Origin of the sequence: Streptomyces sp. NPDC051662 (assembly GCF_040681655.1) — a bacterium.
Taxonomy (GTDB): Bacteria; Actinomycetota; Actinomycetes; order Streptomycetales; family Streptomycetaceae; genus Streptomyces.
Map to the genome: position 1 here is coordinate 1 of NZ_JBFAZD010000010.1, position 22188 is coordinate 22188.

At 68.9% G+C, this 22188-nt stretch carries 24 protein-coding genes; 9 read left to right on the forward strand and 15 right to left on the reverse strand.

Annotation, left to right across the window (positions count from 1 at the left end; all coding sequences use genetic code 11):
* Positions 1–142 precede the first annotated feature (142 nt).
* Together AB0M67_RS18000 and AB0M67_RS18005 are read right to left on the reverse strand one after the other, a co-directional pair.
* Positions 143–628: a hypothetical protein gene (locus tag AB0M67_RS18000; protein ID WP_365746426.1), complete on the reverse strand. Its 486-nt coding sequence runs from the start codon at positions 626–628 to the stop codon at positions 143–145.
* A gap of 305 nt (positions 629–933) precedes the next feature.
* Positions 934–1233 (reverse strand): hypothetical protein, encoded by a 300-nt coding sequence (locus AB0M67_RS18005; protein ID WP_365746428.1) that lies wholly within the window; start codon positions 1231–1233, stop codon positions 934–936.
* 720 nt (positions 1234–1953) lie between these two features.
* Between AB0M67_RS18005 and AB0M67_RS18010 the strand changes: the two genes are divergently transcribed.
* Positions 1954–3258, forward strand: a complete 1305-nt coding sequence (locus AB0M67_RS18010; RefSeq protein WP_365746430.1) for a coenzyme F420-0:L-glutamate ligase — start codon at positions 1954–1956, stop codon at positions 3256–3258.
* Between the two features lie 200 nt (positions 3259–3458).
* On the opposite strand, the gene AB0M67_RS18015 is transcribed toward AB0M67_RS18010, so the two are convergent.
* The 6 genes from AB0M67_RS18015 to AB0M67_RS18040 form a co-directional block, all read right to left on the reverse strand.
* The gene (locus AB0M67_RS18015) at positions 3459–4730 is read right to left on the reverse strand and encodes a hypothetical protein (protein ID WP_365746432.1); all 1272 of its coding nucleotides are present in this window, start codon (positions 4728–4730) and stop codon (positions 3459–3461) included.
* Between the two features lie 428 nt (positions 4731–5158).
* Positions 5159–5551 carry a DUF3307 domain-containing protein gene (locus AB0M67_RS18020; protein ID WP_365746434.1) on the reverse strand — a complete coding sequence of 131 codons (393 nt, stop codon included), beginning with the start codon at positions 5549–5551 and terminating at the stop codon, positions 5159–5161.
* 361 nt (positions 5552–5912) lie between these two features.
* Entirely contained in the window at positions 5913–6473 is a 561-nt protein-coding gene (locus AB0M67_RS18025) for a hypothetical protein (protein ID WP_365746436.1), read from the reverse strand.
* A gap of 179 nt (positions 6474–6652) precedes the next feature.
* On the reverse strand, positions 6653–6898 hold the full coding sequence (locus AB0M67_RS18030) for a hypothetical protein (RefSeq protein ID WP_365746438.1): 246 nt from the start codon (positions 6896–6898) through the stop codon (positions 6653–6655).
* A gap of 89 nt (positions 6899–6987) precedes the next feature.
* Positions 6988–7284: a hypothetical protein gene (locus tag AB0M67_RS18035; protein WP_365746440.1), complete on the reverse strand. Its 297-nt coding sequence runs from the start codon at positions 7282–7284 to the stop codon at positions 6988–6990.
* Positions 7285–8136: 852 nt separating this feature from the next.
* Complete coding sequence (locus tag AB0M67_RS18040; protein WP_365746442.1) at positions 8137–8502, reverse strand: hypothetical protein; 366 nt, start codon at positions 8500–8502, stop codon at positions 8137–8139.
* A 260-nt stretch (positions 8503–8762) separates the two neighbouring features.
* On the opposite strand from AB0M67_RS18040, the gene AB0M67_RS18045 reads away from it, so the two are divergent.
* The 3 genes from AB0M67_RS18045 to AB0M67_RS18055 all read left to right on the forward strand — a co-directional run bounded on the left by AB0M67_RS18045 (position 8763) and on the right by AB0M67_RS18055 (position 11345).
* Positions 8763–9065, forward strand: coding sequence for a hypothetical protein (locus AB0M67_RS18045; protein ID WP_365746444.1), 303 nt, complete (start codon positions 8763–8765; stop codon positions 9063–9065).
* Between the two features lie 295 nt (positions 9066–9360).
* Entirely contained in the window at positions 9361–10713 is a 1353-nt protein-coding gene (locus tag AB0M67_RS18050; protein ID WP_365746990.1) for an MFS transporter, read from the forward strand.
* 245 nt (positions 10714–10958) lie between these two features.
* Positions 10959–11345, forward strand: a complete 387-nt coding sequence (locus tag AB0M67_RS18055) for a hypothetical protein (protein ID WP_365746445.1) — start codon at positions 10959–10961, stop codon at positions 11343–11345.
* Between the two features lie 31 nt (positions 11346–11376).
* On the opposite strand, the gene AB0M67_RS18060 is transcribed toward AB0M67_RS18055, so the two are convergent.
* On the reverse strand, positions 11377–11751 hold the full coding sequence (locus tag AB0M67_RS18060) for a DUF6573 family protein (RefSeq protein ID WP_365746447.1): 375 nt from the start codon (positions 11749–11751) through the stop codon (positions 11377–11379).
* 197 nt (positions 11752–11948) lie between these two features.
* Between AB0M67_RS18060 and AB0M67_RS18065 the strand changes: the two genes are divergently transcribed.
* Positions 11949–12416 (forward strand): hypothetical protein, encoded by a 468-nt coding sequence (locus AB0M67_RS18065; protein WP_365746449.1) that lies wholly within the window; start codon positions 11949–11951, stop codon positions 12414–12416.
* 45 nt (positions 12417–12461) lie between these two features.
* Here AB0M67_RS18065 and AB0M67_RS18070 read toward each other — a convergent pair whose 3' ends face one another.
* From AB0M67_RS18070 to AB0M67_RS18085, 4 genes are all read right to left on the reverse strand, one after another.
* Positions 12462–13292, reverse strand: a complete 831-nt coding sequence (locus AB0M67_RS18070) for a sugar nucleotide-binding protein (RefSeq protein ID WP_365746451.1) — start codon at positions 13290–13292, stop codon at positions 12462–12464.
* Between the two features lie 195 nt (positions 13293–13487).
* Complete coding sequence (locus tag AB0M67_RS18075) at positions 13488–13979, reverse strand: GNAT family N-acetyltransferase (protein WP_365746453.1); 492 nt, start codon at positions 13977–13979, stop codon at positions 13488–13490.
* Between the two features lie 142 nt (positions 13980–14121).
* Positions 14122–14391, reverse strand: a complete 270-nt coding sequence (locus AB0M67_RS18080) for a hypothetical protein (RefSeq protein WP_365746455.1) — start codon at positions 14389–14391, stop codon at positions 14122–14124.
* A 115-nt stretch (positions 14392–14506) separates the two neighbouring features.
* Positions 14507–14995, reverse strand: coding sequence for a hypothetical protein (locus AB0M67_RS18085; RefSeq protein WP_365746457.1), 489 nt, complete (start codon positions 14993–14995; stop codon positions 14507–14509).
* Positions 14996–15777: 782 nt separating this feature from the next.
* Between AB0M67_RS18085 and AB0M67_RS18090 the strand changes: the two genes are divergently transcribed.
* From AB0M67_RS18090 to AB0M67_RS18105, 4 genes are all read left to right on the forward strand, one after another.
* Positions 15778–16077, forward strand: a complete 300-nt coding sequence (locus tag AB0M67_RS18090) for a hypothetical protein (protein ID WP_365746459.1) — start codon at positions 15778–15780, stop codon at positions 16075–16077.
* Between the two features lie 559 nt (positions 16078–16636).
* Entirely contained in the window at positions 16637–17095 is a 459-nt protein-coding gene (locus AB0M67_RS18095; RefSeq protein ID WP_365746461.1) for a hypothetical protein, read from the forward strand.
* On the forward strand, positions 17092–18291 hold the full coding sequence (locus AB0M67_RS18100) for a hypothetical protein (protein ID WP_365746463.1): 1200 nt from the start codon (positions 17092–17094) through the stop codon (positions 18289–18291). The genes AB0M67_RS18095 and AB0M67_RS18100 overlap by 4 nt, the downstream gene beginning before the upstream one ends.
* 73 nt (positions 18292–18364) lie before the next feature.
* Complete coding sequence (locus AB0M67_RS18105) at positions 18365–19045, forward strand: hypothetical protein (RefSeq protein ID WP_365746464.1); 681 nt, start codon at positions 18365–18367, stop codon at positions 19043–19045.
* A gap of 137 nt (positions 19046–19182) precedes the next feature.
* Here AB0M67_RS18105 and AB0M67_RS18110 read toward each other — a convergent pair whose 3' ends face one another.
* Positions 19183–19590 (reverse strand): hypothetical protein, encoded by a 408-nt coding sequence (locus AB0M67_RS18110; RefSeq protein WP_365746466.1) that lies wholly within the window; start codon positions 19588–19590, stop codon positions 19183–19185.
* Between the two features lie 331 nt (positions 19591–19921).
* Complete coding sequence (gene ligA, locus AB0M67_RS18115; protein WP_365746469.1) at positions 19922–22039, reverse strand: NAD-dependent DNA ligase LigA; 2118 nt, start codon at positions 22037–22039, stop codon at positions 19922–19924.
* Positions 22040–22188 lie beyond the last annotated feature (149 nt).

A 22188-nucleotide genomic window follows, 5' to 3' on the forward strand; every position in this document is an offset into this window, starting at 1 on the left:
CGGGGGCGGACGCGGCCCTCCTGGTCGCCGTGTGCTGGTCGCACGTCGCGCTGACGCACCACTCCGTCACCCAGACCGTGGCTGGCGTATCCGCGGCCGCCGCCTAGAGCGGCCACCGCCGCGGCGTTCCTCCGGCACCGGACTACGGGGTGTGCATCATCTGCGCCCACTCGGGGAGCTGCGTCGGTGCGCCGAGGGCGGAGTCGAGCAGGAGCGGGTTCCCGATCGAGACGCGCACCGGCCGGAGCGCCATCTTGTACCGGCCTGCAATGACATCCCCCACCCACGAGGGCAGGCCCTGTTCGGTAACGCCCTCGCCTACCGAAACATAGGGCACGGCCTCTTCGGGCAGAGGCTCCAACACCACGCACACCCGGGCCTGAGCGCCGAAGGACCCCGTCGGCGAGGCCGCGGCAACCCAGTCGTCCGAGACCCGCAACGGAGCACCGAGCATCCGCCCGTGCGGAGCAAAGCACCCCAGCTCGTTCTCCTGAACGTGCAACGCCACCGGCAACGGCAAATTCGCGATGTCGTCCTGGGTGTCAGCCGCGAAGATCAGGACCGCGTTGTCGGTGTCCGAGCCGGAACGCTCCGCAGGCACGACAGCGGTTGTGAAGTGGATTCCCATGCACGGACCCTATCCACCGCCTCCGACAGGGCCGGGGTGTGGCCGCACCACCGAGGGCGGCGCACGTGCGCGGCGGCGGCACGGATGGACTCGGCGTGGCCGACAGACGGCACGACGCGGACGGCACGGCGTCGCGGGGGCGGGTCCTCGCGCAACCCGCCGCGACGGGCTGGACTGCCGGAGCAGCAGGCCCCGTACGTCCCGGGGCGTCGATCAGGTCGCCCGGACGCTGTGGGAGGCCGGTTCATGGAGTCCTGCACTGTGCTCCGGTTGGCCGGACAGCAGCGGCCCGACCAACCGGAGGCTTACTCGGACTCTCCGCCGATGAGCGGGATCTGCATGTGAGCCTGCGTGACGCTGATGCCGACCTTCTTCAGGCGGTCAGCGGCCCACGCCACGGCGTCCTCCAGGTGCGGCGCCTCCACCGCGCAGGGGAAGACCACGTTCTCCCTGCCGCCTCTGGTCTCCCACCCGATCTCGCCACTGGCGAGATCGTCGCAGCGGTCGAACGCGTCGGACTGCTCCTCAGTCGGCCGCTCCTCGGGAAAGAGCACGAACGTCCACTCGGGGTCACTCGCAACTGCTGTGTCGGCGGGTGAACTCATTGACCTTCCTCGCTTCTGTTCCGGTGCTCTTGGGAGTACACCAGACCTTCAAATCGTCCTTGCACGGACAGCAGATGACGTAACCCCACCTGTGGCCATTTTGGTCTCGCTTCACCTTCAGACCAGCGGCCTCGGCCTTCCTTAACGCCGCCTCGATGTCCGACTTGGGGTGCCTGTCGCCCTTCAAGCGCTCTCCTCCGGGTGTCATTCGGGCTGCACCGTAGCGACTACGACGCCCTCCCGCACCGCTTTCCCCCGATCTCCACCCCATCCGTCACTCTTGCCCCGGAAACGCGAAGTATCGCTATCGAACGCGCTCTTCGTGATGCACCGCGAACAACCACGGGCCCGCCAAGGAGCCGGCATGCGGGCGAGGCACGACGCTGGCGACGGCACGACCGGACGGCGGCGGAGCTGCGGTCGCCGCGGGCCGCGGCGGCGCGGGGCGGCACGGGCGGCCGGACGGCGCCGGGGCGCGGCCGGCGGCACGGCGGAGGGGCCGGACGGTTCTGGACACACGCGGACGGCGGAGGCGAGACGGGCGGCGGCCGGGCTGGGACCACGGGCGACGCGGACGGACGCGCACGGTGCAACGGCGGGCGGCGGGGCGCAGGACGACGGTGCGGCGCACCTCTGCCTCCAGCAGAGCCTGGGCGACACCCCGTCGCCCAGCGGTTCGACGGCGCGGACAGCGAACTCGGTGTCGATGACGAAGCCCCCATGGCCCTGGCCGCCGCACTGCGGGCCGCCGCCGAACTGCCCACGGCACTCGCGGCGTGCATGGCCGGGTACGGCATCGATGCCTTCCTGCTGCTGACGGCCGCCGCGACCGGACCCGTGATCTCCGTACGAGTCGACGAGCCCAAACGGCATGCGGCATCCTTCGGCCATCTACCACCAGGCCGTGCCGGTGCTGCTGCACCTGACCGCCAATGGAGCCCGCCGTCCGCTCCGCCCGGCAGCGGCCCGGTCGTCTACCGGGCCGCCGATCGCCCGCTCGTGCACGACCGCCTTCAGACCATGCTGACCACGCTGGACGGTCTCGCCCCGCCCCTGGGCGGATACGATGAGTCCCCCTGGCCGCAGCCCGTGGCGGATGCCTGGCACGCCGTCAACTCCGGTACCCCGGCGCCCGATGCGGCCCTCCAGCTGTGGCCGCACTACCTGCGCCGTGTCCGCGGATGGCTCGCCAGCGGACAGCACGCACGTCACCACCCGGCAGCGGGCCCGGATGCTCGCCGCCTCGCACGCCCGTCTGTACACCGCCCTCATCCCAGCAGGAGATTCGCGATGACCGCTGCCCCCACCTCTGGTTTCAGTGCATTCGCCTTGGAGCCGTTCGGCGAACTCCAGCCCGGCGATGATCTGGCGACCGCCATCACCGACGTCCTCACGCGCACCGGCACCGATCTCCAGGACGGGGATATCGTGGTGGTGGCCAGCAAATTGGTGTCCACCGCAGAGAAGCGATACGTCGACCTGGCCAGCATCACCCCCTCACCCGAGGCCGTGGAACTGTCCGCGAAGACGGGTAAGCCCGCCGAGGTCGTGCAGCTCATCCTCGACGCGTCGAACGGGCACTTCCTGGCCACCGAGCGGGGCCCGATCATCGCCCGACACCACCTGGGCCTACAGCTCACCTCTGCCGGGATCGACCGCGCCGGAACCGAAGGCGCATGGCTGCTGCCGGTAGACCCGGACGCCTCCGCCCGCGCTCTGCGCGATGCCCTGATCACCTACACCGGCGCACACGTGGCGGTCGTCATCGCCGACTCCGACGGCCGCGCCGACCGGCGCGGGGCCACCTGCATCTCCATCGGTGCTGCCGGGGTGGCACCCCTGCGGATCACCGAGCACGGTGACAAGCAACAGGAAGAGACTCTCACCGACATGATCGCCGCCGCCGCCGGGATCATCCTGGGCCAGCGAGGCCGCGGCGCCCCGGTCGCCGCCCTGCGCGGCATCGCCTACGCGTACAGCGATGAAGGCGTGGCCGCGATGCTCCACCACACCCCCCGCCCATGAGCGACAGGGAGTAAGCACCTCCGCTCCACGAACGAGTCCACAGCCGCACCGCGCAGCTGCTGGGAGTGCGGCGTGGCGTCCATGTCCGGCACACTTGAGTGGCTCCGCGTACGGCGGATGTGGCTTGACGTCGATCGCGGTCGCAGCGGCGGGAGCGGACCTCGGGGGTAGCGTGCGCGGGCCCGGCGGGGCGGCACGAGTCAGCTCAGGGACACCGCCTCGGGCGGCACGGACCGTCCCTCTTCGGTAGCGTCCGCGTACGTGGTGGCACACGACAGCTCGCCCGGGTTGTCGATCCACGTCACGACACGGCGCGCCCGCTCACGCCAACCCGGTACGGCCTTCACCTGGTCGCCCCACCGGCTGCGGCCTTCCGCGCAGACCGTGCACTTCAACCGGCCGCTGATCTCCCACACCTCCGGGTCGGTAGTGAAGCACGTCGGGCAGCACCCTTCGGACCAAGCCGGGGGGTGGCACGGCTTGGTCGCCCAGGCCGTGATGATGATGTGGCCGCAGTACGCGCACTCGATGCCGTACAGGGCGTTCCGGTCGCAGCGGGGGCAGTGCTTGCCAACCGGGATCTCCGCCGGAGTTTCGGTGTCCTCGGAACTCTTCGTCGAGGCAGGCTCGACAGCATGGGCGGGCTCCGTCGGAGGGTCGGCGGGCTCGGCAGCCAGCATGCGACCGCCCTCCGACTCCCATTCCTCGACCGGGTCAGCGGACGTGGTCACCATGTCGAACAGGCCGTCGGACGCGAACTGCGGGGCGACGACCTCGACCTCGGCGTTCCCCCCGTGCCCAGTGGTGACGAAGGCGTGCGCGTGCTTCCGGCCATGGACGAGCGGCAGGCACACCGCCTCGTCACGCCGTGCCCGGCGGCCGCCGACCGTGGCCACCACAACCGCCGAGGTCTCGCCGCGACCGCCGTTCCAGCTCCCGGACCGGACGCGGTTCGCCCAGATCTGCCCGGTGTACGCGACTCCGTCCGCGGTCCATGCCAGCATCACGCCCGGGGCGTAGCCGACCGGCTCGAATTCCTTGAACTCCTGCGGCTCACACGTCCACATAGCCACCGGACGCTCGCTCCACTGCGGCGCGCCCGCACCGCGCTCTTCCACTTCACCGGCCAGCTCCCGCGCGAGCGCCTCGAAACCGTCCCTCGCTCCCTGGTGCGCGTCGTCCGGCACCGTGGGCAGCGTGTATGTCATACGGCCGTCCGCCGACTCGATCCGCATCCGGGTGCCGCTCCCGGTCACGTACACGCGCCCAGTGTCGTTCGCTCCTATCAGCCAGCGCGCATTCTGCGGGGTGCCCTCCGGCGCGGTCTCCGGCGTCTGCACCGGGGCCAGGGCCGGGTGACTGTCGTGGTAGTCCATTGCGATGCCTTCCATGCACGCGGCCCAGCCGTTGCGCTCGCCGATCCGGACCCCGGCCCGGGTAGTGACTGCCTCGTGAATCTGCTCGACCTTCATCGCACCTCCCGATACTCGACGACCGGTTCCGCTACCAATAGAGCTAATTTAATCTCAACAGCTTTCGATGTCCAATATTACATGTCAATTGCCGAAGAGGACCCGCGCCTCACACGCGACCGGACGAGGGCGACGGGCGACAACTAGACCGGCGGCGGGGCGGGCGGAGGCGCGACGGCGGGACGGACCAGGGATGGCGAGGCCGCGCGCTGCACCCGGGGCCCGGCAAGGCGGCCGGGACCCGGGCCGATGAGCGCGGACCGAGCCCGCCACTGCGCGACCGACAGACGGCGGACACGCCGGCACAACGGACGAAGCGACGCCCCCCAGAGGGCCGGGCGCAGCGACGGACCTGCGAGCGGCGCGCAACGGGCAACGGACGGGACTCGGATCGAACGGGGCAGATTCCAGGGCCCGTCGTGCCGCGATCAGGCAGCGGCGGCCAGGGCCGCGATCACCAGCGCCCCGAGGTGGGCGGCCTGGTCGACGGTGGCCGTACCGCCGATCTTCACGTACTCCCTCTGGCCGGTGTGCTCCATCCACCACACGATCGGCCAACGGCGGTCGATAACCGCGTGGGAGCACCCCAACCAGGCCACCACCGCAGCAATCGTCGACGGGGTCAACTGGAGGTCCAGAACGACGACACCCGCGCCCAGCGCGACTGCGGACACCAGGACGTGGATTCCGGCGTGTGCCAGGTTGTAGATCCACCCGGCGGTCGTCCGGTCGGCTTTGTGATCTGCGATTTTGTCTGTCTGCAAGGGGTAGTCCGCAAAAATGTGCGCGACGTAGAGCAGCACGAAAACGGACGCGAACATGGCTGACCTCCTGGTCAGGGGATGCGGGTTGAAGGCGCCGGCCGCGCACCGTGCCTTCACTGTTTCGCAGGCGTACGGCGGCTTCTGCTCCCGGAGCGCACACCGGCCGTGACGCGGGTCTCACTGTTCCGCGGACGTACGGAGGCTTCCGCCTCGCCCTGTGCACACCGGCCGTGACGCGGGTCTCACAGGGCGCAGCGGGGGCGGCCGATACCGGGGCGAATCGGCTCACATGGAAACGGAGTTGGAACCGGCCGAAGCGGACAGGGGCGGGGCAGCAGCGGGCGAGCAGCAGCCGGGCCGCGTGCCACCTCTCCCGGCCGGGTGGTGGCCGGTCCCCTGGCCGACCGGCGCCCCTGGTTCAGCGGGGCGCCGCGGCAAGGCCCCGGGAGATGTCGCTCGCGAGCTCAAGGTGTTCACGGATCCGGTCCGCTCCGGCGGGCCCGTAGGTGTCCAGCAGGTCACGGTAGGCGGCATTGGCGCGCCGCAGGTACTCGCTGCCCAGGTCCACGCCCAGGCGCGGGGGCATGTCGCCGAGCACGGAGACGAGAAACCCCATGGCGGCGCGCAGGCTGTCGGCGCTGGCATCGAGCAAGGGGCGGACCTGCGGGTCGTCCCCAAGCTCGCCGGTCAGAACGGTGAACTCGCCAGCGAGCTGGTCGGCCAGCTCGTGGAACTGCTCGTGGAGCGGGACCTCCTGCGCTAGGTAGTGGCGTTGGGCGCGTTCGAGGCGCGCGGAGCTTTCGGGGGCGCCGCAGGTCACCCAGCAGGCCAGCCCGTAGGCGGCCCAGAGGCAGGAGGCAGCGACGTCCAGCCGCGGACGGGCCTGAGCATCGTCGAAGATGCTTGCGGTCAACTTGCGGCAGAGAGCGCGGACTTCGGTCAGAACCTCGACGCTCGTGTCCTTCGGTGGCTGCGGCATCCGCTCTTCTCCTTCGGGGGGACCTCTAGGGACAATACTGGCGGCACGGGTCGGCCAGGACGGCCACCCTGATTCGGAAATCACCGGTCACGGACGAACGGCGCAGAGGCGGGCCGGGCGCCCGACAAAGGGGGCCAGCACGGCGGGCAGGTCCGGCCGTACGCCATGGGCGGCCCCGGCTACACCACGAAGAGCGCGATGCCGAGGAACAGGACACCCATCGCGAGTTCGTAGTTGAGCTCACTCTGTCCGCTCAACCATCTGAACAGCCCTTTCCAGCGGGCCCGGTCCTGGCCCCAGCGCTCACGCCGGGACCAGGTGAGCCAGGCTTGCCCGAAGAAGCAGACCCCGAGTACGGCGAAGATCACCATTAGGTTGTCGCTGGACACGAGCAGCCACGCCTCCTCGGGGTGTGGGTTGAGCAAGGACGGTACTTCAACGCCCTGACACCGCCGACCGGTCCCGCCCCGGACGGACGGCGCGATGCGGCGGCGCAGCGCGGTGGGACGCTGAATCAGTACTTCGCGAACAGTTCCTCAAGGGAGTCGGGCCACTCGCACTCGTTCTCGCACAGCTCGAAGAATCGGCCACAAGGGCACTTGGGGGCACGGGAGGTGATTTCGACCCTGGTGAAAGCGTGCCGGTCCATGTTGTCGCCACCGCCGAAGTCAACGCGGGTGCCCTGAAGCATGTAGTCACTCTCGGCGCAGCGGACGGGGCCGTAGACCGTGCCGGTGATGTCGCCGGGGAAGCGGAAACGGTCTCCCATCATCAGGTCCTTGATGAATGTGTCCCGATCGTTGACGATCATCTTTATCGTGCCTCCCGTGCTCGCCACCCGCTCCGCATTAAGATGCTAATTTACACGCACATGCGCCATGTTGTCAAATAATACATGCCAATTGGGTTGTTCCGCATACGCGGCGTACGGACAGCCGAGAGGCCGCCCGTACGGTGTTGCGGAACGAGCACGCGACACCGTACGGGCGGCCCGAAACCGACAGAGCTGGGCGTACGGACGCAGGCTCCAGGCATGCGGCCGGGAGCCCAGGTCAGGAACGGCCGTGCTCGGGGTGGTCGGGGTGATCGCGGTAGCGGGAGCGGGCAGCGAACTTCATCACGACGGCGAGGAGCGGTCCGATCATCGGGCCGGTCGTGGTCGTCGCAGTGGTCCAGCAGGTCGACGAGCTCCGCCAGGGCGTCGAGCTCGACCAGGGTATGGAGGGGCTGAGTGCGCACCATATGCAGCGCGACAACATGGTCGGCCCAGGGGCCGCGGCCGGTGCAGACCGCGGCAAGGGGCGCACCTGCGGCCCGCACGCCGAGTTGGGTACCCGGCTCGGTGAAATCCCACGGATGCGCGTGGTCGCCGCCGGGGGCGAGAGCAGCGCCCTCGGTCGCCCACCGTTCCTCGGCGATCCGGGCCCGCAGGAAATCACAGAAGATCGCCCCTCGCACACAGCCGTCGCGCCGACCGTCTTGTTCGTACGGGTGCCGAGCGCTCCGGACAGGTACGTCCACCGCGCAGCTACCACCTCAAACATCCCCGGCCCAGAGCGTCCTTCACACCACGCGCAGCAGCGGTACGGGCGAAGGGAAAGCAGAGGTAGTCGGCGGTGCACGCACCGCCGACTACCTCTCCTACTGACGTAGCAGTCCTCGTCTACTTGGGAATCGAAGGCTTGGGTGCCGGGTTCGTGCCGTACGGGTTCGCGCAGTCGTACAGCATGTATCCGTGGACCTTCTTGCCGTCGGACGCACGAGTGACCGTTCCGCGCGTGTAGAAGGTTTTTTCCGACTTCTTGTACACCCACTGGTCGTACGTCACCTTGTCGTGGCGGTAACCAATGCCGACCGCCGGCGAGCTCTTGGCCGGCGACTTGTGGATCTTCGCGGCACTGCACGAAATCGTGGTGTGCCCTGTTGAGGAAGCCTGGGCCATCGGCGCGATAGCAACGGCCGAGCCGGCGATGGACAGGCCGAGGACTCCGATGGCAGCGGCGCGGCCAAGTCGGCGAGATATAGGCATGCTTGCTTCCTTTCCGTGAGCGGGCTACCGAGGCGAAGCCCGACGTCAGGACGCTAAGCCGGTTGGCCTGTGGACATTTTCTCGCGGACGGGCTGACCACGAAGACGAATCCACCGACCCGATAACTCGGCCTATACAGCCCAAACGGTGAATGAGAGGCAAACAGCCCCAGACCACAACAAGGAACGCCCCTGTAACGACCAGCCCCTCAGCCCTCGGCAGCCGCCGGGGGCTTCTTCGTGCTGCCCCGGGAGGCCAGCGTGCCCACCTTCGAGACCCTCCCCCGTTTCGCCGTCGACCTCCAGCGCCTCACGTCTGGCCAGCGTCAGCGCTTCCACCACGTCGTCCTCGACTCCTTCGTCCCCGATCTGCGTACCGGCTCCCCTTACCGGTTCCGGGCCGGCTTACGTGTAAAGGGTGTACGCGTCGCCCCCGGCGTGTACGAAATGACCTGGGCGCCGGACGGACGCGCGACGTGGTCGTACGGCCGAGAACGGATTCCAGGGAACTGCCACATCGTGTGGCACCGGATCGGCACCCACTCCGTCCTCACCCGCCCCTGACGAAAACCACCCCCCAGAGGCGCGGCACCGCCGAAGGAGGAGCGAAGGCGGAGGGGCGAACGGGCGCCCTGGGCCGAGCTGACCGGACGTCGGGGCGCTGCAGGGGCGGTCGAGCCGGGAGCGGACGGCGACGAGCGAGGGGAGGGCGAGCAGGCGCGAGTAGCGCGGGCGCGGTGGCGGCCGGAGAGACTCTTGGGGTTGAGTAGAGGGCTCTTGGTGCGTCTGCGACACACGATCTTCGGGTTGCTCTAGAGTCGGGACGACCTTCCCGGTGGCGTCCCGCTGCCGGGATTTCGTGTTCTCCGGGCGGAGTTGGATCTTGCGTAAGGCGCGGCCGCACGATCGGAATCCAGCGGGACCCGTCCCACGGATCAGCTGGGCGGCCCGGGTCCGGGAGGCAGGCGCTCCACTCGCCATCAGGCCATACCGGCTGCACTTCACCGCCCGTCTGCTTTCCTGGACCGGCTCGGCCGTGGCGCCAATCGGTCTGGCCTTCGCCGTCCTCAAGATCGGCGGCGGGCCCGGCGCGCTGGGCGCGGTCCTCGCGGCGAGCGTGGTGCCGCAGATCCTGCTCCTGCTCGTCGGCGGGGTCGTCGCGGACCGGCTGTCCAGGGCCCGCGTCATGGTGTGGTCCAACGTCGTCTGTGCGGTCGCGGAGGCGGCGGCGGTGCTGTTGCTGGTCTCGGGCACGGCCCGGGTCTGGCATCTGGTGGCGATGTCGGCCGGCTGCGGGGCGGCGGGAGCCTTCTTCACCCCGGCGGCCGGGGGCATCGTCGTGGAGGTGGTCCCGGCCGAACTCCGGCACGCGGCCAACGCTCTGCTGAAGATCGGCCAGAACACGGTGAAGGTGGCGGGGCCCGCCCTGGGCGGCGTCCTGATCGCCGTGGTCGGCCCCGGCTGGGCCCTTGGATGGGACGCGCTGACGTTCGCCGCCTCGGCCCTCCTCTTCTCCCGGATCAGCCTCAAGACCAAGACCGTGAAGGTCCGGACCGGGTTCACCGCAGATCTGCGCGAGGGCTGGGACGACTTCCGCTCCCGCCGCTGGCTGTGGGTGATGGTGTGCCAGGCCGCCGTGATCGTTCCCGTGTGGCTGGTCGGTTACCAGCTCCTCGGCCCGGTGTACGGGCAGCAGGTTCTCGGCGGCGCTGCCCCGTGGGGTCTGGTGGTGTCCGGCTTCACCGCCGGGCTGGTGGCCGGGGCGGCGCTCGCCCTGATGTGGAAGCCGCGCCAGGCCGGAGTCGTCGTCTGTGCGGGCACCGGCTCGATGGCGGTGCCTCTGGCGGCAATGGCCACGGCCGTGCCGCTACCCGTGCTCGTGGCCGCCACAGGGGTGGCGGGCACGGGGCTGGCGGTCAGCACGACCGTCTGGGCCTCGCTGGTGCAGGAGAGGATTCCGGCGGACCGACTGGGCCGGACCCTGTCCCACTCGACGCTCGGACAGTTCCTGCCCGTGCCCTTCGGCTACCTCCTCGCCGGCCCCGCCGCCCACCTGGTCGGGCTCCGCACGACCCTGGCGACGGGCGCCCTGATCATCACGGCCGCCGCCATCGCACCGCTGGCCAATGCTCAGGTCCGCGGGCTCTGCCTCGCGCCGCACGCCACCAAAGATGCCGACGGGACCGTGACCACGGCGGGGGCGGAGAGGTAGAACGCTCGGGCCACACGCTCGGCCACTTCGACGGCACCGGCGAGCTCGCAGAGCAGCTGGCCGGACGCCCACCTCGGCCGGGCGCCCGGCCTCACCGCTTCCCTCCTCGCGATGGACACCGCCGCCTGCTTGCGACTCGGCGGCGCCCCAACCCCCGCGGCCGAGATGGCGGCGGGCGTCTCGGATGGCCCACTTCCCGCCCGGGGTGCTACGGATTGTCAGTGGCGAGTGCGACCGTGAACGACATGACCGCCACCGTCGAGACCGGACCAGACAGCCTGGTCGCCGTGCTGCGCCTGCCCGTGTGGAACGCGCTCGCGGATCGGGCCAACTCGCTGCGCCGCTCCCTGCCTGCCCGACCGGACGACGCTGCGGAGCGGTGGGCATGGTGGCAGGGCATGAACGCCGATCAGCAGCGACGCGCGGCCGTCTTGGATCGCCTGGATGCCCTGTGCGGGCACATTGCCGGACGGCCCGCCCCCGGGTACGCCCCAGATAGCCCCATGCCGCTCGCCGCGCTGGAGGAAGCCGACGGTTTCACCAGCAGCTACGTGGCGGACACGATGAGCCGGTTCCGCGCCGCTCACGCAGCGGCGGCCACCGTAGCGGCGAGCAGTAGCGCAGTGACGTGAGCCGTCGACGCCGTCTCGCGGACGCCGACGTTCACATCTCGTGGGGAAGCATCAGGGTCAGGACGGAATCGCCCGTACCGCCGGGCTCGGTGATGGCGATAAGCCGGTCGACGCCGGTGGGCGCTCGGCCGGACGGCAGCTCCCCGGCAGGCACCACGAAGCACACTTCGTGCTCGGGCGCCTGCTCAACGGCCCTGGCCACCGCCGACAGCACCACCTGTAGCCGCCTGTCGTCCTCACCGTCGTCGCCTGCCACGAATGCTTGCCGCGCGCCTGCGGTGATGATGAGCGGCATCCCGATCTCAGCGGCCGACGCCGCCACGTGCGGGATTTCTATGAAGGTGCCGTCCTCGAAAGCCTCTGCCCTCGTGTAGGCGGCGACGACGGGCCCGCGTTCATCGTCCATGCTGCATATCCGATCTCTCCAGTCCTGCTTTCTCTGTGTCCTGCTGAGCCTGCCCCCATCGGCTCATGAATGCTGTCCCTCGAACGGGTGAGTACGTCGGTCCTTACTCCGGCTTCCGTGTCGTCGCCGTAGCCAGGGAGGGGGGCCGGTCGTTGACTCCTGGGGCTACCTGGCCAAGCACGAGATGAGGCACCTGGATGAGCACGACAGAGGCAAAGATCAAGGCATGGTCAGCTGGGATGTCACAGGACAAGATGAGCTGGTACGCCCTCCAGAATCCGCACGATGAACTACGCCTCGATCCAGCCGGGCCGCTGATGCCCAAGCTGCTGGCCGTACTACTCGCAGCCGGCCTCCCCGTCGTCAAGGCGGGCTACCCGATGCGGGTTCGCGAAGCGCACGGCTGGCGAATGAACCTGCACCGGGACACCCAGGAGATCAGGGTGCACATGCCAGGGGAGGACGAACCGCTGCTCATGCTGCCGGGTGATGTCCCACCACGGTGGGACTACCTCGCGCATCAGGTGGGCTATGTCGCCCTGTACGTGGCGGACGACCTGGGTCTGCCGCTTCGTGGCGGTGAGCAGGAGCTCCAACGCCAGCTGATCGCAGCGGCAGAGCGAGGTCGACTGGTGGCAGCCTCCATCGCCTACAGCACCACGTAGCACCGACTGCCGCCAGAGGAAACGAGATGAGCGGCAGGGCAGAGTTCAGCCCTTGCCGAGGAAGTCCCTGGCGCCGCGCAGCCTGGTGTTCAGCCGAAGTTGCGAGGCGCCGCTGTCGAGCCGTACGTCAAGCCCGCCGAGCAGACCCGTGTCCGCTCGACGGCCAACCGGCAGCAGGGAGGGCTCGATGCCGTCGCGCCGGGCGATGAGCACGCCGAGTTCGTGACGACTGAGGGCATCTGGTCCCGCGAGGTGGAAGACGCCGGCCGCGTCGGATACCGCAAGTTCCCAGAGTGCAGCCGCCAGGTCCGCGACATGGACAGGGCAGCGGATGTCGTCCGTGAAAAGGGCCCCTTCCCGGCTTCCGGCGGCCAGTTCGTGCACCACTCGTTCGTGGGCAGATTGGCCGTCGCCGATGATCAGCGAGGTGCGGGCGACGACTGCGGCAGGGTGCAGGAGGCGCACGGCGGTTTCGGCGGCGGCCTTCGCGGCCCCGTAGGGGGTCACCGGGTCGGGGAGAGCCGTCTCGGCGTAGCGGGCGGCGCTGCTCCCGGAGAAGACGGCGTCGCTGGAGACGTGAACCAGGCGGATCCCTCGCCGCGCCGTCGCCTGGGTGAGGCGCACGGGGCCCTCGGCAGTGACTGCCCAATCGGCCGCCCCGCTGGAGGTGTTGATCACCACGCTGGGCTGCACCGTATCGATGATCTCGTCGAGACGATGGGGATCTCGCAGGTTCAGGCGATGCCACCGGGTGGTGCCAGGGGAGTCGCCGGGGCGGGAGTTGTACGTCGCGGCTGTGACGCGACCGGCCGCAGTTACCCGGCGCACCAACTCGGTCCCCAGGAAGCCACTGCCGCCGATGATCAGCACCGTCATGCCGATACACGGTAGTGGGGCTGCACGTTCCCAGTGGCGGAACGGGGAAGCCCGCCGTTGCCGGGGTCCGCCGACCCGGCTGCAGCAGCCGTACGTGCGAAGGAGGAAGCGCTCGCCCGTTGCGGCGAGCGAGCGGACGCCTTCGTTGCATGTGGGCGAGTCGACCAGAGCCGGCCAGGCCGACGCGGCAGCACCTTACAGATCCTTGCGAAGGGCTCGGTTGACGTCGGGGTTCCTGTCGGGCCGGTATGAGGTGATCGGCATGTATCCCTGAGCGCGGTAGAGCGCCAGGGCCGCGGTGTTGGCGACGCCGGTCTCCAACTGCGTGGACGTGGCGCCCCTGAGTTTCGCGCCGGCTTCCAGATGCAGCAGGATCTCCCGCCCCAGGGACTGGGCACGGGCTTCGGGGCGGACGTACATCCGTTTGATCTCTGCGGTCTGCGCATCCAGGAACCACCATCCGCCGCACCCGAGAGCGTTGCCTTCTTCGTCTTGCACCAGCAGGAACGACCCGCGCGGGGGCACGAACTGGGAGACGGGGGTGTCGGCGGGGTCGTCAGCGAAGCCGTACATCGAGCGCTGTTCACCGTGAAGGCCCAGCAGAAGCTCCTGGACCACGGGGTCGTCGTACGGAGCGGGAGTCATCGTCCACGCGGACTGGAGACCTGGGCCAGCGGTGTGTGTCATGGCCTGATAATGCCCGGTCGACGGTGTCCAGGACATCGCTGCGCCCGGCGGATCCCAGGGGCCGGGCCGCGCTGCGACGGACACTGCGCAGGAGTGCCCGGCATCTCGAATCCAGTGGCGCGAGGGGCAAGAGCTCCTCGGTTTAGTCGCGGCTCCCGAAGCGATCGTTGATGTAGGCAAGCACGCGCCTGCGCCCGGCGTCATCCAGAGTCTTGAGGAGGCCGACGCACTCTTCAAGGACCTCGACCTCGTCCCGGGGCTGCGGCCGGGGAGCTTCCACGTTCGCCAAGGTGATCTGAGCATCGTCGGGGCGGTGGTCCTCGCCGATCAGAGAGACAGCGCGCGGCGCCTCAATGGCCTCTGCGAGATCGGCGCGCGGCGGGACCTGCCGCTTAAGGGAAGAATTAGTCATGCGAGGACAATATCTCTTGACACTGACAGCGCCGCGCCAGCGACATGGCTACCGTCGGCAGGTCCGACCCGCTTCCTCGGCCGGCTTGCCTCGGTGCGACAAGCCAGTGGTCAACTTAGTTGGCCAGTTGAGTGCGCTCCCGGCTGTAGCGGAGCGCAAGGTCGAAGTAGCCGCGGGCGAGCAGGGAGACTTCTCGGCCAAGGTGGGCGCTCTCTCCGCCGATGGGGTACCAGGTGCCGCACCCGCATTCGCTCTCGACGCCGTCCTGCCCGGACCGGCCACGGCCGGTGGGGAAGTGACCAGCGACAAGGGAGGCCGCGCGCCAGTCGAGGTCGGCCGGAACGACGGGCGTCGGATCGGCCTCCGTGGCGTAGTGCCAGGTGACCCACTCGCCCGCGTCCGCGGCTTCGGGGTAGTCATCCGCAGACTGCCACTCCTGGGTATGCCGAGTGCCGAGGACTGAGCGGAATCGAAGGATCTGTCCGGTGCCAGGGTGGACGGTCCAGTGCCAGGTTTCGTCATGACCAGCCAACTGGGTGCACTGTGCAGGCAGCGAGTAGTGGCTGACGGGGCACGGACGGTTGCGTTGCTGGTCGGCTGACATGTATTCCTCAAAAGGATTGGTCAGTGGGGGTGTGGCCGGGCACTTCCGCTAGCTGGCTCTGTGGCGAGTCTCCTACTCGGCTGACCAACGCGACGGGCGCCGCCACTCAAGCTGCGGTGCGTGCGACCTGGTGCACGGCTCGCAAGGTCGTGTCGCTCAGGCCCTCGCCCTTCGCCTCACGGCAGACCTGGCGCGAGAAGCTAGCAGATGCCCGGCGGGCACCTTGGTGTTGAACGCGGAGGAGGCCGTTGCCAACTGCGAGCCGTGTCGTACAGCTCGATGCCCAACCATCCCACCCCGCCGGCGATCAGGACGAATCCCGCTGCAGAGCCCCATGCGGCCAGGGCGAACCTGCGACGCACGGAACCTGAAATGAGCCGTGGCATCGAATCTGCATGAACATCGTGCTCGGACATGAGGATCATGATGCCTGGTCGCACTGACGGCGCAGCGCGAGTCGGCGGCCAGTCCTGGGCGAGAACGAGCAGGCGGCGCGAGGTCCGATGTCGTCGATGCCGAGCGCGGTGAGAGCCTGCTGCGCATCTGCGAATACCGCCGGCGTGATCACGCCGGGACGGCAGAGGGTGCGGAGGGTGCGGAGTGCGGCGGAGCACACGCAAGTTGGCCAAGTAAGATTTTACAAAAACCGCCTGTGGGAGTAAAATAGCTCGAAGAGAGACGGCCCGGCCCTGTAGCCGCGCCCGCGCGGCCCCGGCGTTCTTCATCCGCCGACCGCGCCACCTGACCAACACCCGCCCTCGTCACACAAGGAGCGACCGCAGGTGACTGACAACGGCTCCCTCAGCTTCAACAGTCCGGGCGTTCCCTCGGCTGACGATTCACCGGATGAGTCCTGCGGAGACCTCGTGTACGGCTACGACGAAGATGGCCGCACCACGTACGAGTGCGGCGCCCCGCTTCATCACACACCGACCGGCTACCACTGCAACAAGGGCCACTCCTACACCTACGCTGCCGTCCGCCACGATCAAGGCTGGGACTACACCGACGATCCTGCCGAGGCCCAGCTCCTCGCCCAAGCCGGAGTCCTCGGCGTTCCTCCGGGCAGCACCTCCGGCTGACGCCGCCCAGGCCAGGATCATCAGCTGCCCGGCTCGGCGTGCCCACCACCGCTCTCCCCCGCACCTCGCGACGGACCCTTTGGAGGGCCAAATCACCAAGATCAGTCACGATGCCTTCATGACCCTGCTCCGCGAGCAGTACGAGGCGCACCTCGTCGCCGCAAGGGAGGGGCGTGAAGAGCCCTACTCATTCCAGCCCGCTCCGAGCATCGACTACAACGGCTATCTGGAGCACCGGCACGGGTGGCCGATCACGGCGGATGGGCTGTGCGGGCCGTCCCTGTCCTCCAGGTGCTGCGACGAGCACGACGACTCCCCGCACATACCTGCGGAAGAGTGCACCACCTGCACGGGGTTGAAGGGGCTCTACGAGAAGCTCGCCTCGTCTGGCACCTGGCATCTGCGCGGAACGCACCTTGTGTGGTCCGCACAGCCATATCACCGGCCCCGGCCAGCCGTCGCAACCGCAAGCTGGGCCCCGGCGAAGCGCCCGCTCCGGGCCGGACACGCAGCGGTTCACGGTCCGCACTCCACACTCCAACAGACACCAGGAGCCACCATGGTTGAACCCCCGTACACCTCCGCCGACCTCCGTTCCGAGGCCGCGCGTCAGCACTTCGAACTCACCCAGGATCCCGACCACATGGGCGTCGGTGAATCCATGGGCACCGAGGCCGTTCCGTCCACCAACCGGACCCGCACGTGGGAACAGTTGCTGCCGTACGACGCCGACGACGGAGGGGCCTACAGCACAGCGACTGACGCGATTCACGACCTGATCGGCGAGGCGGCCAACCTGTCGTCCTGGGCGGTCGAGTTGGGAGCGGACGGGCTGAAGCCGTCAGAGACCGCCATCACGATGGGCGGGGACGAGCAGCCCGTCGCCCGCATCCACCTCGCGTTCGGACCCGGCATATCTCATGAGATGCAGTCCGGTCTGATCGCGAGCATCAACGAAGCGGCCCACACCTATGTCCGGTCTGCTCGGAGCGGTGCCTCGCAGCCTCCCCGGTCATGATCCAGACCGACACGATCCCCCAGCTCTCACACCACGACTCCCATGAGGAGGAACTCGTCGCTGAGGACAACGCCCCTCCCATGCCCGGCACTCTCACACCGGCCGCCGAGATGGATGACGACCAGATTGCCGCGGAGAGTGCCGCGCTCCTTCAGTGGTGCCGGCGACACCTGCTGCACAACGGTGCCGGCCCCCATATTCCCCCGGCCGAGCGGGCCCGCGCCCTGAGTGTGCTCGCGGGCCGACGCAGCGAGCTCCACCAGGTGCAGAAGCAGCGCGACGAAGCCGTTGCCGACGCCGCGCTCAAGGAGCGTGCGGCGAAGGAGAAGGCGGATAACATCGCGCGGGCCCGCTTCGGAGAGCGTCGGGAGGACGGCTCGTATCCGGTCTCCGCCGACAAGCTCGGCGACCTCGGCACGGTGAAGAAGTCACGCAGCAAGTGGGCCTACAGGCCGACTGGTAGTGGCCCCTCCGCTCTGGAGTACACCACCCGCAAGGAGGCCGCAGGCATGCTCGTGTGGGTCGGCGACCTTCGCGCCGCAGCTGCCGCTCGACAGATCCAGCAGGACGCCGCCCGCCACCGGGTGCCGACCGGATGGGAGTTCGGCGACTGGGACGACCTGGCAGACCACGACATCATCCGCTCCCCCATCTACGGACGCGCCGAAGACGACACGCTCTACCCGCGAGCCTGGCGACGGCCTGTCGAGGTGCGTCGTGTGAGCCGCCCGAACAGCCGGTTCCTCGTGGTGTCCGTCGCCCAGCTGAATGACGGCTACTGCGATCCTCTGGTCATCTCCGGCCAGGACATGCTGGACGTGGGCTTTCTCTGGCCCACAGGACGTGTTCAGCCCCGGGCTCAGCCGCACCGCGAGAAGCTCCGGGTACGGATGAGCAGCATCCTGGACGACGTCTCCTTCGTCTCGAAGGCGTTCGTCGGGAACGCTGACCGCATCGGTCACCTGATGGACCTGCTCGACGAGCTCTCACGCTCGCGAACCGAGGACCTCTTCGCGGCGTTGCGCTCCGTGGTTGCCGAAACTACTTGGCTGGCGGAGGAAATCGAGAGCCCTGCCCAGTCGTATGAATCCCGGAGCCGTACATCATGGGCACGCGTCGCGCGCGTGAAGTCCGAGCAGGCGATCGAGGAGTTCGCCGCGGATCCCGACTTCGCCTGGGCCGCATCGCCCCACTGAACAACGCTCGCCGCCACCCGCCTGCGGATACGTCCTGGGCGCGGCCCGCGGGCTCCGACACCGAAAGGCGCCCATGCTCTCTTCCCTGTACGACACGGCCCCTCCGGCCGCGACCGGTTCCCCGCGCCTGGACGCGGATGCGGTCCTCAGCGCCGGTCGTAACGCCGTGGACGTCAGCAGCTTCCCCGGATACACCGCGTTCACGAGCGGGGCCGTCAGCCTCGAAGAGGCACTGGCTGACCGGGTCACCCTGCGCACCGACAACCGGTGGGCCGCCAGCGCGATCCGCCGGGCCCTCCTCGATGTGGGTCACGCCGTCGAGGGAGACATCGCCCATGAGGCCGTCACCGTCGTGGTCCATGCCATCTCGCACGACAGGAGCCGACCCGTCCCGGCTCTGGCTGTGGTGGAGCACTTCGACGCCTACGAGCGCAGCACCTTCCGGATCGACGGCCCCGACGGGACGATCGAGCAGCAGTGCGGTCATGGCGGCCACAGCGACCTCATCGTCCACTCCGGCCACCCCTTCCCGAGCTCAGTCCGCGTACCGTGCGATCTGCACGATTCCGCCTGCTGGCTGCGCTCACAGTGGCCGCACCGAAGCGGCGCCCGTCACCTGATCCGCAACGTCTTCCTCGGCGCGGGCCCGGTCTGGGATCTCAGCGAGGACGCCGAGCGTCGCCTTCGTGATGTCTATGCGCTCCACGTCCACCAGACGCGACCTCTGTCCGGCCCATCGAGCAGCGCCCGCTGACAACCCCGTCCCGCCTGCCCGGGCCGCAGCCACGGATCTCGGAGACGCCCGACGTCTTCTCGATGGAGCCGGCGTTCCGGCCGGTCTGGCCGCCACCGTCGGATGACATGGACTTGATGTCGTCGTGGTGATCCTGGTCAGGTAGCCCGAACTGCGCGGAGCCACCGGTTGAAGGCTGCCCTATACGCCCGTCCTGCCGCAGGGTCGAACGCCTCGCGGCAGGACGCGTTCGGCGTCGGCTCGGGGCCGGCGTCTCCAGCCCTCCAGATCGGCCCGGCCGGAGGATAGGCGGGGGCCGTGCTGGCGACACCGTCCCAGTCGGCGGCCACGGTGAGGCCGGCCGCGGCCAGGGCCGGGTCGTGTGTGGCGTCCACCAGTACCCAGGCCGTCCCGATATGCACCTCCACCGCGGTGTGCACGTCCTCCCGGGACGGCAGCAGGACGACCTCCGCGGGCTGAGGCGGCAGGTGGTAGAGCCAGCGGACGCGACGGGCCTGGAGGCCGAGTGCTGTGAACTCCCTGAGCAGGTAGGCAGATTTCGCCAAGCAGTCCCCGCGGCGCACCGTCATCAGCGAGTCAGCGTCGTGCGCACCGTCGGTTCCGTACGGAACCGAACGGACATTCCGAAAAAGGCGGATGCCCTCGGCGAGGGTCATAGCAGGATAGTACGGGCATGAGCGGGAGATACGTGGATGGCCCGTACGACGGCGGGCCCCGATCGGCTCGGGGCGGTGCGTACGGACCGTGAACCCGGTACAGACGTCTACCGTTGGCGGCTGAGGTCGCTTCGTCGGTGGGGCGAGACGACTCCCGTCGATCGCTCGCGCAGCGGGTGGAGCAGACCTTCGGTCTGCTCCACCCGCTGCGTAAGAAAGGTCAGCTGATGTGGCCCTTCAGCATGTCGGCGAACTCCTGCTCGTTGACGATGGTGGTCCCCGCCTGCTCGCGGGCCTTGGCCAGTTTGGAACCGGCGTTCTCGCCCGCGACAAGCAGCGTGGTCTTCGTCGAGACGCTGTCAGAGGACTTCCCGCCCGCGTTCTTGATCAGTTCCTTCACGTCGTTCCGGTTGAGTCCGGCCAGCGCACCGGTCATGCCTCCGGTGACCACGACGATCTGTCCGGTCAGGGGGCCGTCTCCGGTGCTTTTGACGACGGGTTCGGTCATGTTGACCCCGGCGGCGCTCAGCTTGTCGATGACTTCGCCCATCGCGGCGATGTGGGCCACGATCCTCGGAGCGTTCGCTCCGGGGAGCTTCGGCACGGCGGCCATGGAATCGGCGTCGGCCGCGCGGATCGCGTCCATCTTCGTGAAGTGGCGGGCGATCTCCCAGGAGAGGGTCCGGCCGGTGCGCACGATGCCCAGCGCGCAGAAGACACGGTTGAGCGGCTTGTCCTTGGCTGCGGCGATCTGTTCCAGCAGGGCCACCGCCCGCTTCTCGCTGCGCGCGGCCGTCGCCAGCTGCGCGCGGGTGAGGGTGAACAGGTCTCCGACGTCGGCGACGTCGCCGTTCTCGACCAGGGCCTCCAGGAACGTGACGCCCAGGCCGTTGATGTCGAGCTGGTCCCGGCCGACGGCGTACTTGAGCGCGGCCAGCAGGCCGCAGCCGCCGCCCGCGCCGTTGACGCACTCCCAACGCTCGCCGGACTTGTCGATTCCTCCGGCGCACTTGGGGCACTCTTCGGGGAAGCTGATCGGCGTCGCGTCCGGGCCGCGGAGATCGACGACCGGGGCCTCGACGCGGGGGATGACGTCGCCCGCTTTCCACACCGTGACGACGTCGTTGAGCATCATGCCGCTGCTCTTGATGAAGGACGGGTTGTGCAGGGTGGCGTACTGCACGACGCTACCGTCCACCTCGACCGGTTCCAGTACCGCGCGCGGCGCGATGATGCCGGTGCGCCCGACGTTCCACTCCACGCCGATCAGCTTGGTCTGCCGCTCGGCGGGGGGCAGCTTATAGGCGATCGCCCAATAGGGGTGGCGGGTGGCGAGCCCGGCCTTCTGCTGGTCGTGGAGGCTGTTGGCCTTCACGACCACTCCGTCGATGTTGAAGGGCAGTTCGGGGCGCATCGTGTTGATCTCCGCGATGCGGGCCTGGACTTCCTCCAACGTTCCGTACACGCGCAGACCCACCTCGGTCGCGGCCGTGGTCTGCACACCGAGTTCGGCGACCTGCGTCATGACGGCCTCGTGCGTGTCGCCCTGGAGGATGTCCGCGCCGTCGAGGGGGACGGCGGTGAAGCCGAAGAAGGTCGTCTCGATCACGTAGTCGCGGGACCGCGCACCCCGCAGGGTGCCCGCCGTTCCATTGCGGGCGTTGGCGAACAGCTTCGCTCCATGCGCCCGCCGCTGTTCATTCGCCCTCTCGAACTGCGCGCGGGTCAGGAGGACTTCGCCGCGGATCTCCACGGTCGCGTCGGTCACCAGCTGCTGGGGCAGGCCGATGATGCTGCCGATGGCGCTGGAGTAGTCCTCGCCATGGCTACCATCCCCGCGGCTGACGAGCTGGACCAGGCGTCCGTTGCGGTAGCGGGCCGCGACCGGCATGCCGTCGAGCTTCGGCTCTGCGGCCCAGCCTCCGCGCACCGGCGCGGTGAGCCGGCGGGTAAGCGAGTCGCCCCACGCCGTGAGATCTTCCGGGTCTTTGATGTTGTTGAGGGAGAGCATGGGGACGGTGTGGGCGACGTCGCCGGTCGTAGCCGCGCCGCCACCGACCTTGCCGATCGGAGATTCGGGGCGGATGTGCTGGGGGTGCTGCTCTTCGTAGTCCTGGAGCTGGCGGACCAGGGCGTCGTACGAGGCGTCGTCGAGGGCGGCCTCTCCGTCGTCGTAGGCGGCGCAGGCGGCCAGGGCCGCGTTTACGGCGGTGGTGTAGTCATCGCGGGTGGCCAGGGCGGCGGGTACGGTCGTTATTTTGCGATCCTTACGTAGGGGATTTGCATCGCCGGACGGGGCGGAGCGTGAACTTCGTGCGGGCGGAGGGAGGCCGATCACGAGCGACCTGATCCACTCTCGGCGAGTGTCACTAGTTTACACCCATCGACCTTTAACGTCAAATCTTACATGTCAACATCCGGACTGCTGCCACATCAACGCCAGTGCACCGTCACGGCCACGGAGATACGCCCGCTCGCCCCCGCAAG